General features: G+C 70.3%; 8 protein-coding genes. 3 read left to right on the top strand and 5 right to left on the bottom strand.

What is annotated here, in order from left to right; translation table 11 throughout:
* Nucleotides 1–360 precede the first annotated feature (360 nt).
* The gene (locus E1267_RS40375) at nucleotides 361–1,401 is read left to right on the top strand and encodes an AI-2E family transporter (protein ID WP_246064616.1); all 1,041 of its coding nucleotides are present in this window, start codon (nucleotides 361–363) and stop codon (nucleotides 1,399–1,401) included.
* Here the strand turns inward: E1267_RS40375 and E1267_RS40380 are convergent.
* The gene (locus tag E1267_RS40380) at nucleotides 1,378–2,085 is read right to left on the bottom strand and encodes a DUF6597 domain-containing transcriptional factor (RefSeq protein ID WP_132341058.1); all 708 of its coding nucleotides are present in this window, start codon (nucleotides 2,083–2,085) and stop codon (nucleotides 1,378–1,380) included. The two genes, E1267_RS40375 and E1267_RS40380, sit on opposite strands and share 24 nt — an antisense overlap.
* Before the next feature lie 36 nt (nucleotides 2,086–2,121).
* Nucleotides 2,122–2,976 carry a hypothetical protein gene (locus E1267_RS40385; protein WP_132341060.1) on the bottom strand — a complete coding sequence of 285 codons (855 nt, stop codon included), beginning with the start codon at nucleotides 2,974–2,976 and terminating at the stop codon, nucleotides 2,122–2,124.
* 415 nt (nucleotides 2,977–3,391) lie between these two features.
* Here E1267_RS40385 and erm point away from each other — a divergent pair, with 415 nt between their 5' ends.
* Nucleotides 3,392–4,138 carry an ErmE/ErmH/ErmO/ErmR family 23S rRNA (adenine(2058)-N(6))-methyltransferase gene (erm, locus tag E1267_RS40390; RefSeq protein ID WP_281283753.1) on the top strand — a complete coding sequence of 249 codons (747 nt, stop codon included), beginning with the start codon at nucleotides 3,392–3,394 and terminating at the stop codon, nucleotides 4,136–4,138.
* Here the strand turns inward: erm and E1267_RS40395 are convergent.
* Nucleotides 4,127–5,521 (bottom strand): hypothetical protein, encoded by a 1,395-nt coding sequence (locus E1267_RS40395; protein WP_246064619.1) that lies wholly within the window; start codon nucleotides 5,519–5,521, stop codon nucleotides 4,127–4,129. The genes erm and E1267_RS40395 overlap by 12 nt on opposite strands.
* A gap of 117 nt (nucleotides 5,522–5,638) precedes the next feature.
* On the opposite strand from E1267_RS40395, the gene E1267_RS40400 reads away from it, so the two are divergent.
* On the top strand, nucleotides 5,639–7,219 hold the full coding sequence (locus E1267_RS40400; RefSeq protein WP_132341064.1) for a molybdopterin-dependent oxidoreductase: 1,581 nt from the start codon (nucleotides 5,639–5,641) through the stop codon (nucleotides 7,217–7,219).
* Here E1267_RS40400 and E1267_RS40405 read toward each other — a convergent pair.
* Nucleotides 7,212–8,315 carry a chitinase gene (locus E1267_RS40405; protein ID WP_132341066.1) on the bottom strand — a complete coding sequence of 368 codons (1,104 nt, stop codon included), beginning with the start codon at nucleotides 8,313–8,315 and terminating at the stop codon, nucleotides 7,212–7,214. The genes E1267_RS40400 and E1267_RS40405 overlap by 8 nt on opposite strands.
* 63 nt (nucleotides 8,316–8,378) lie before the next feature.
* A partial coding sequence (locus E1267_RS40410; RefSeq protein ID WP_132341068.1) for a fibronectin type III domain-containing protein occupies nucleotides 8,379–9,497 on the bottom strand: 1,119 nt, incomplete at its 5' end.

Here is a 9,497-nt window from a genome sequence, read left to right on the forward strand (position 1 = left end):
ACACTGTTGAGTTCTCAAGAAACGCACGCATACATCCCCACCGAGATTCCACTGAACCCAGCCCGGAGGCGTTCATTTCGTTGTGCCTTAACTCTTTCAGCCGTTCAAGTCTCTGTCAAATTGACCGGACCTGCTCGACCTGCGGGAATTAAGCGCCGCCCCCTTTCGGAGACAACCCCTCCAACTTACCAGCCCATCAGAGTGGACGTGAACATCCACGAGTTTGGACGGTGTCTAGAGGTGGGCCCCGAGTGAGACCGGCGATCTACGCCGCTCCCGTGGGACTGCTGAACTCTATGTACGCCTCCTGGAACCGTCAAATCGGCGGTGCCCCCGGCGGCTTCGGGTAGGTAGGGGGGCGTGCGAGATCAACCCATCCCCAGGGCGCTCATCATCATGGTGGGAATCGCCGCCGCGGTGATCGTCCTCTTCGGCATCCGCGAGGTCGCCTCGATCGCGGGCCCTGTCGTGCTGGCACTCGTGCTCGTCATCGCCGTCTCCCCGGTGCGGACGTGGCTCGCCGCCAAGGGGGCGCCCATGTGGTTGCAGGTCTCCGTGCCCTTCCTCATCGTCGTGTTCGCGCTGTTGGGCATGGTCGGCATCCTGACGATCTCGGTCACCCAGCTCGTCTCGCTGCTGCCGGCGTACGCCGCCCAGTTCGACCGGCTTCTCGCCGACACGCTGGCCTGGGCCGCGGCGCACGGCGTCAGCAACGACGTGCTCGACCGGGGGTTGCAGGCGTTCGACGCCGGGTCGATTCTCGGCCTGGCGCAGAGCCTGCTCGGCAGCCTGATCGGCGTTCTGTCCGCGCTCTTCCTGGTCATCGTGCTGCTGCTGGCCATGTGTCTCGACGCGCCGGTGACCTCGAAGGTCCTCACGACCGGCGAAGGGTATCGGCCGCAGCTGGTGACGGCGCTGGCGACGTTCGCGCACAAGACGCGGCGTTACCTGATCGTCTCGACGGTCTTCGGGCTGATCTGCGCGACCCTCGACGTGGTCGCCCTGTCGCTCCTCGACGTGCCGCTGCCGCTGCTCTGGGGCGTGCTGGCGCTCATCGCCAACTACATCCCGAACATCGGCTTCGTCATCGGCCTGGTGCCGCCGGCCATGCTCGCCCTGCTGGACGGTGGCGTGCAGACGATGGTGCTGGTCATCGTCGCCTACAGCGTCATCAACGTGGTTGTGCAGTCGTTCATCCTGCCGAAGTTCCTCGGGGACGCGGTGGGGCTGTCGACGACGATGACGTTCCTGTCGCTGATCGTGTGGACGTTCGTGCTGGGACCGCTGGGCGCGATCCTCGCCATCCCGCTGAGCCTGCTGACCCGGGCGTTGCTGATCGACAGCGATCCGCGCGCCAGGTGGGCGCAGAACCTCGTGTCAGGCGGCCCGTCGCGCAGGTGAGAGCAGGCGGCTCATGGACACGCCGCTCAGCCGCCTGACGTCGTGGGACAGGTGGGCCTGGTCGGTGAAGCCGGCCCTGACGGCCACCTCCGCCAGCGGGACGCCGGTGCGGGCCAGACGGAGGGCGCGCTGGAAACGCACGATGCGCTGAAGGGTCTTCGGCGCATAGCCGAACGAGGCCAAGGTGCGGCGGTGGAGCCGGCGCTCGCAGAACCCGAGCCGCCAGGCCGCCTCCGCGACCGTGCGGCCTTCGCGCAGCGCCGCGGTGATGGCGGCGCCTGCCGGGTCGGCTCCCGCGGTGGCGGCCAGCCGCCGTCTGACCTCGGCGCGCATGGCGGCCGGCCGGGATCCCGACCGCAGGGCCGCCTCCTCGACGCGCTCGGCCGGGAAGGGCAGGTCGGTCAGGGGGACACGCCGGTCACGCAGCTCGTGGAGCGGCACGCCGAAGAAGTCGCCCACCGCGCCGGGCCGGAAACGCACACCCGTGAACGTGTCTCCCGCCGCCATGGGCGTCGGCATGGGCCCGGTGTCGGGGCCCGCCACGAACAGCCCTTCGGGGCCCCAGATGAGGTCGACGCAGGCGTCGGGCACGACGAGATGGTGCTGCTCCGTCTCGCTGACCTGGTGCCACACGCAGGCGAGACGGCCGGCAAGGTCGAGGTCGGAAGGCCGTTCCGCGTACATGAACCCAACGTACGCGACACCACCGACAGTGCCGCCTCATCCCTTCAGCCGCCCGTACGCGCGCAGCGTGCGCAGCCGCTGGACGGTGAGGTAGCCACTCCACTCGTGCTCCACCAGCGGCGTCCAGATCGGCCAGTTGGGGCTCCAGCCGCCGTCCTCGGACTGGGCGGCGGCGAGCGCGTCGAGGTGGGTGTCGAGGACGTCCTGGGTGAACAGCGGCAGCCGCGGTGGCTCCGGTGCGAAGTCCAGCGGGAAGTGCGCCTCCCCCGTGGCGTGGGGGTCGAGGGCGACCGTCGCGAGGATGGACTCCTTGAGCCGGGCGAACTCGGCCTCCGCCCTGGCCCGGTCGGGCACCAGGCCGAGGAAGGTCACGACGGCGCGGGCTTCGTACGGAGTCGTCTTGTCGATCTCGGCGATCCGCGACCAGCAGAACGCGGTGGCGGCGGCCAGCCATGGGTGGGTGCCGCCGTGCTTGTGGAGCAGCCCGGCGATCGACGCGGTGGGCACGAGGCTGCCCGGAGGATCGTCCGACGTCTCCCACCACGGGGCTCTTGGCGTGTCCCGGACCGGCGGCAGCACGAACGGCACGCCGCCGTCCCCGGCGCTGACCTGGGTAAGGTAGTCGCAGGCCGCGGTGACCATCGGGGAGTCGAAGGCGTCGAGCTCGTCGAGGATCCAGAACGCCACCTCGACCGGCTCGGGCTGGCTGCCTGAGCCGCGCAGGTCGGGTTCGAGGGCGTTGCCGAAGCCGCCGTCGGCGTTCTGGTAGCAGCGCAGCACGTCGAGCACGCGCTCGCGCGGCCCACCGGCGAACAGCGCCTCGAAGCGCAGTCTGTCGATCAGCCTGCCGTGCAGTTCCAAATAGCGTCGTGCGCGGTCGAGCATGTCCATGTCAGCTGCCTTTCCACCGCGGTGAGTCGGTCGTCACGGCGAAGCTACCCGTGGGTAGGGGCGGGAGTCTTGTGGAAATCGGACAGGTGTGCGCCATCGCGCTCGTCCTGCGGAGCAGACCCGACGCGACCCCGATTTAATGCTTTGCCCGGTCGGCAAGCGGCCGCTTAGGGTCGGCCCCATGTCATGCATGTTCGCCTGCCAGGTCTTCATCCGCATCCGCCACGGCCGGGCTCTGGCCCGCTAGCGGACGCGATCATCTGAGGCTGCGCGTCCGCACGCGTGCCCAGGGCCCTTCGAGCACCCCGTTGTCTCGAGGACCCGGAAGGGCAGTGCTGTGGCGCAAAACTACGCACACGGAAACCATTCACACACGCAGAAAAAGGTCAGGAACCGCGGTGGCGGCCGCACGCCCGTGGATCGGGCGAGGCGCACGCTTTCGCAGAACTTCCTGGTCGACCGGCATGCCATCGACCTGATGGTCAAGGCCGCCGGTCCGCGAGGGCTGGTGCTGGAGCCCGGCCCCGGCGAGGGGGCGCTCACCCTGGCGCTGGCCGAGGCGGGCGCCCAGGTGGTCGGCTACGAGGTCGATCCCCGGCTGGCCGGGCGGCTGGCCTCACGCACGAGCCGCGACCCCAGGATCGACATCGTCAGGCGCGACTTCACCACGGTGAGAGCGCCGCGGGAGCCGTTCGCGGTCGTGGGCAACATCCCTTACTCGATCACCTCCAAGATCGTCGACTGGTGCCTGCGTGCGCCGGCCCTGACCTCGGCGACGCTGCTCACGCAGCGGGAGTACGCCCGCAAGCGCGCGGGTGACTACGGTCGCTGGAGCCTCGTCACGGTGGAGTCGTGGCCGTGGTTCGGCTGGAGGCTCGGCGACACGGTCGGCAGGGAGAGCTTCCGGCCGGTGCCGTCGGTCGACTCGGCGATCCTGCGGATCCAGCGCAGGACCGAGCCGCTCGTCAGCGACGGCCGTTCCTACCAGGAGCTGGTCGAGCTGGGGTTCGGCGGCGTGGGCGGGTCGGTACGCGCGTCGCTGGGGACCAGGTATGACGGGGTGGACACCGCGCTGGCCGCGGCCGGCGTGGCCGGCGACACCGTCGTGAGCCACGTGCACCCCGACCAGTGGATCACGTTGTGGGAGCGCCTATGCCGGTGACGTGATCCTCGACTTGTCGGAGAACCCCTGAGGAGGGACCGGCCCTGGGGCTGCCGTCACGACGCGGCGGCCCCAGGGCATGGCCAGGGCCAGGATCGGCAGCAGCAGGATGGAGGCGCGCGACCAGTCCGCGTGCTGCAGCCACCACCCGTTGAAGTCGAACTGCGTCATGTAGAGGTAGCCGTAGCCGGCCCAGAGAGACGAGCCGATGATGGCCGACCAGGCGAACTTCGTGGGCCTGGCGACCAGGAACGGCATGAACCACATGAGGTACTGGGCGCCGAGCCGGGGTGTCACGATCATGAAGACCAGCAGCACCGCGATCGTCATGTCGACCGGGTCGGCCCGCCGCCAGTAGAGCACGGCGGCGACGACGCTCACGTAGATCAGCTTCGTACCGAACGAGGCCAGATCGGGCCTCAGTGCCCACTGTCCCTCGGTGAACCATGGGGTCCAGCCCCATTCGCCGACGATGGGCCGGATGTCCTGGATGGTGTGGATGACCGCAGGGATCTGGTCGAGCGACGTGCCCGCGAAAACCGGCAGGGTCACCAGGAAGAAGACGGGCACCAGCCCGGTCGCGAAGAGCGCGGCGACGCGGGCGCGCAGGTGGGGCAGGAGCAGCAGCATGCCGGGGATCAGCCAGATGGGCCAGCTCTTGGCGCACAGCGCGAGGCCCATCAGCACGCCCGCCAGCGCGCCCCGCCTGAGGTCGGCGCGGTCGTCGTCGCCCGGCAGCAGCGCCCGGTGCACCATGCCGCCGCGACCGATCACCCGGGGGACGGAGGCGCGTACGCCGTGCGCGGACAGGCCCGCGCGCACCCGTGCGATCACGTGGGTGGTGACGCCGGGGCGCTCGCTCGCGCCCGGCCCCCTGGCGATCACGAAGGCGGCGACGCCGAACACGAGCGCCACCGGCTCGACCTGGCCATGGATGCAGGCGACCATCACGGCGAGCGGGTTGAGCGCGTACTGCAGGGCCCGCAGCCGCGCCCTGGGGCCGCCGGCCAGCTTGGCCACCAGCGGGATGAGCACGATGTCGGCGACCACGGTGACCAGGCGCCCGGCGTATTCCCACGGGATGCCGACCCACAGCAGGATGCCGTACACGTAGGGGATCGTCGGCAGAAAGTGCCAGCCGCCCTCGCTGGCCAGAACCGGGTCCTCGCCCCGGAGCACGGCCTCGCCCGCGGGCTTGAAACTCTCCACGAAGTCGACGGGCTGCCACGTGTCGATCGCCGACGTGTACATGATCAGCACGCGGACGGCGATGCCCACGAGCACGGCGACAAGGAGGGGCGGCCGCCAGTCGCGCCACTGGGCGACGAGGGCGAGCGCGACACCGGCGACGAGGACAATGCCCGTGAGAACTGCGTAATCCATGGCGGGATATAGCCTGCCGCACCGGGAGCGCCGCCGCCACCAGGGGTTCCGATTCTTATCCCCGACATGCCGACACGTATAGCGATACGGCATCACTCTTTGTGTTGAACTTTTCGCATGGGGGGATCGCAGGTCAACCAGGCACTGGTCAGGCTCTATTTCGAGGTGAGGAACGGGCTGCGCGACCCGGTCGCGGCCTGGGCGAAACTCACAGCGAACCCGCAGGAATACCAGCCGGCCAGGGGTGAACGGCGCGTGCCGCTCGACGACGCGACGGCCGCTGAGCTGGTGGCGGCGGCGATCGTGCACACCGCCGACGAGCACGGGCCCGAGCGGGTGGCGGCGCTGGCCAGCTCCCCGCTGGCGCGGCTCGTCGGCGAGCTCGGCGGGGCGGTGCTGACCGAGCACCCGTGCGCCCCCGAGCAGGTGCTGGGACCGCGCTTCGCCGGTCCTTCGCGCGCCGAGGACTGGGCGCGGGCCGCGTACGTGCTGCTGTGGGGCGAGAACAACCGGCTCGTACGCTCGGCGGACACCCCCTGGGTGATCGCCGGCCGCTACAAGGGGCAGAAGGTGGTGGCGATCGGCACGCATCCGACGCGCCTGTCCGACGAGACGCTGGTCGTACGGCCGGGAACGGACGGCGCGCTGGCCATGGCCATGGGCCACGTGCTGCTCAAGGAGTTCTTCCTCGACCGCACGCCGTTCGCCGGGCAGGCGATGGAGCACACCGACCTGCCGCTCCTGGTACGGCTGCGCGAGCGCGAGGAGGCGTACGTGCCGGGCGGGCTGACGGGCGGCGCCTGCGACCGGCTCAGCGTGTACGGCGGCGAGGCCGTGGAGGTGCTGCTGCCGCGCTTCGACGACGGGCCGGGCGTGCTGCGGCGCGGCGTGCCCGTGCTGCGCGACGGCGGCGAGCTGGTGACGACCGTGTTCGACCTGCTGCTGGCCGTCTACGGGGTGGCCAGGCCACGGATGCCGGGTGTGTGGCCGCGCGGCTACGACGACCGGGCGGAGCCGTACACGCCGGCCTGGCAGGAGGCCTGCACCGGGGTGGCCGCGTCTCGGACGGTGAAGATCGCCCGGGAGCTGGGCGTGACGGCGGAGAAGACGGGCGGCGGGTGCGTGATCGTGCCGGGGCGGCTGGAGACGCCGCACTCCGACACCGCCTACCGGGCGATGCTGGCGTTGCTGGTGCTCACCGGGTGCGGGGGTGGCTGGGCGCAGGCGGGTGGCGCGGGAGTTCCGCTGGTGCCGTACCTGTGCCTGCACGCCTGCGGGGAGGACCGCTCCGACGTGGGAGCGCTGAGCTGGGCGCTGGCCGACGGGTTGTTCGCGCACAAGACGTCGCGCTCGGTGCTGCTGGAGGCGGTGCGCGACGGCTGGCCGATGGCCCCGCCGCCGCGCGTGCTCGCGCTGCCGCGCCCGATCTATCCGCTGCCTCCCGACGTCGATCTGATCGTCGGGCCCGACGACCACTGCGACCTGTCCTCGCCGGACACGGAGCTGGTGGTGGCGGCCGTGACACGGATGATCGGCCGGGTCGACCCCGCGGGGCCGCGCCGGATGCCGACCGCCGGCCGGATGCGGCTGCTGCTGGACCACGCCTGGATGCACGAGTACGGCGAGGCCCTGCCCACCTACCGGCCGCCGGGCCTCGGCGTCCCGCTCAAACCGACCCAGTTGGTCCGCGTCAGGTGAGCCCGTCGAGATAGGCCCGGTGGCTCCGGGAGAACTCGTACGCGTTGTGCCGGTCCCAGTTGATCGACCAGGCCATCAGGCCCCGCAGCCCCGGATAGACGCCGCGCGGCCGGTACGTCCCGCAGCCGTCGCCGGTGGCCAGGCAGCCGAACGCCTTCTGCACCTCCGCCACGGTCGTGAACCCGTTGCCCGCGTTGACCGAGGCGGGCAGCCCGATGGCCACCTGGTCCTGGCGCAGCGGCGGGAACACGTTGCCGGCGTCTCCCATGATCGGGAAGCCGGCCAGCACCATGTCGGCCATGGCCACGTGGAAGTCGTGCCCGCCCATCGTGTGGTACTGGCCGTCCAGGCCCATGATCGGCCCGGAGTTGTAGTGCTGCACGTGGAGCAGGGTGAGGTCGTCGCGCACGGCGTGGATGACCGGCAGGTAGGAGGCGCTTCTCGGGTCGGCGGCGCCGTTCGGCCCCGGCCCGTAGAACTGGTGGCCGAGCTGGACGAAGAACGTCTCGGGGGCCATCGTCAGCACGAACCCGTCGCCGTAGCGGCTCTTGAGGCTCTTCAGGGCCGCGATGAGGTTGACGACGACCGGCGTGGTGGGGGCGTCCAGGTCGGTGTCGCCGGGGTCGAGGTGGAGCGAGTGTCCTTCGAAGTCGATGTCCAGGCCGTCGAGCCCGTACCTGTCGATGATCGCCGAGACCGACTCGACGAACGTGTCCCGCGCCGCCGCGGTCGTGAGCTGCACCTGGCCGTTCTGGCCGCCGATCGAGATCAGCACCTTCTTGCCCTGCGCCTGCTTGGCCCTGATGGCGGCGGCGAAGTCGGCGTCGGACTCGAGGCCGGGGCACTCGGCGGCCGGGCAGCGCTCGAACCTGATATCGCCCGAGGTGACGGAGGTGGGCTCGCCGAAGGCGAGGTTGATGACGTCCCATTCGGCGGGGACGTCGCTCATCTTGACGTATCCGGATCCGTTGGCGAACGAGGCGTGCAGGTATCCCACCAGCACCCGCTCGGGCAGGTCGTCCGCGGCCTGGACGGGGGTGGTGTGCAGGGTGGTGAGGGCCAGGGCGAGCGCGGCCGCCGCGGCTCGGAGATTCATGACGTTCCTTCCGGAGGGCCCGCCCCATCGCCGGGGCAGCCGGGGCGGGCCGGGGTCGTACGGTCAGAAGCCGGCGGTGGTCCTGGTGAACTCCCATTCGGTCTGGGCGATGCCGCTGCAGTTGGAGGTCACGCCGCCGCCGGGGCAGGGCCGGTCACGGTTGACCGACCAGTACGCGAGCCTGGTCAGGCCCTTGGACCTGGCCCAGTCGCGGATCTGTGTCCAGGTGCCCGGCGTGGTCAGCTCCTGCTGGTCGGACACGCCGTTCATGCCGGAGATGCCCATGTGCGCGTAGGCCTGGGCGTCGGACCAGCCGTAGGCGTTCTTGAGCGCGTTCTTCAGGCCCTCGGAGGCGTTGACGGTGTCCTGGTAGATGTTGGAGCTGCCGAAGTCGAACGGCATGATGGTGAAGTTGTCGATCGGCACGCCGAGGGCTCTGGCCTGGTTGATGAGGCGCACGCCGTGGGAGTTCGGGCCGCTCGGGTTGGTGCCGAACGTGACGACGATCTTGATGTTCGGGTTGTTCTGCTTGACGATCTTGAGGCCGTTCAGGATGCGGTCCTGCACGGTGTAGTTCTCGAACTCGTCGGTGTTCTCGATGTCGAAGTCCACGACGGCCGGGCCGACGGCGTTGATGACCTGCTGCACCGCGCCCGCGAACGCCTGCGGCGAGGAGCAGTTGGGGCCGAGCTTGTTGCCCGACCAGCCGCCGAAGGAGATCTGGACGCTGCCGCCCTTCGACTTGACCGTGTTGATCGCCTGCTGGTCGGCGCCGCCGGTCAGCGGGCGCTGCCCGTCCCAGGCCGGGGTGCAGCCGCCGCTGGACAGGATGAACGCCATGGTGAACGACTTGATGCCGGTGGCGTCCATCACGGCGCCGGGGTTGGGCGGGTTGCCCCAGCCCATGTACAGGTAGGGGGCGCCGGGCATCTTGCTTGGATCGTTGGGGGTGCAGCCCGACGTGGTGGCGGTGGCGTCACGGCCGGCCGACTCTCCCGCCGCGTTGTACGCCTTCACGGTGTAGGCGTGGGTCGTGCACGCGCCGAGCCCCGAGATGGTGGCGCTGGTGCCGGAGACCTCGGCGCGGCGGGTCGAGCCCTCGTACACGCGGTAGCCCGACACCGTGCCGCCGGAGGCGCCCCAGCGCAGCGTGATGCTGGAGTTCGTGACCGACGTGCTCAC

It is taken from the genome of Nonomuraea longispora (assembly GCF_004348345.1).
Taxonomy (GTDB): Bacteria; Actinomycetota; Actinomycetes; order Streptosporangiales; family Streptosporangiaceae; genus Nonomuraea; species Nonomuraea longispora.

What these genes read in the sequence shown, in the direction of transcription:
- E1267_RS40405 (WP_132341066.1), bottom strand. Translation starts at nt 8,315, where the DNA reads ATGAATCTCCGAGCCGCGGCGGCCGCGCTCGCCCTGGCCCTCACCACC.
- E1267_RS40385 (WP_132341060.1), bottom strand. Translation starts at nt 2,976, where the DNA reads ATGGACATGCTCGACCGCGCACGACGCTATTTGGAACTGCACGGCAGG.
- E1267_RS40395 (WP_246064619.1), bottom strand. Translation starts at nt 5,521, where the DNA reads ATGGATTACGCAGTTCTCACGGGCATTGTCCTCGTCGCCGGTGTCGCG.
- E1267_RS40400 (WP_132341064.1), top strand. Translation starts at nt 5,639, where the DNA reads ATGGGGGGATCGCAGGTCAACCAGGCACTGGTCAGGCTCTATTTCGAG.
- E1267_RS40380 (WP_132341058.1), bottom strand. Translation starts at nt 2,085, where the DNA reads ATGTACGCGGAACGGCCTTCCGACCTCGACCTTGCCGGCCGTCTCGCC.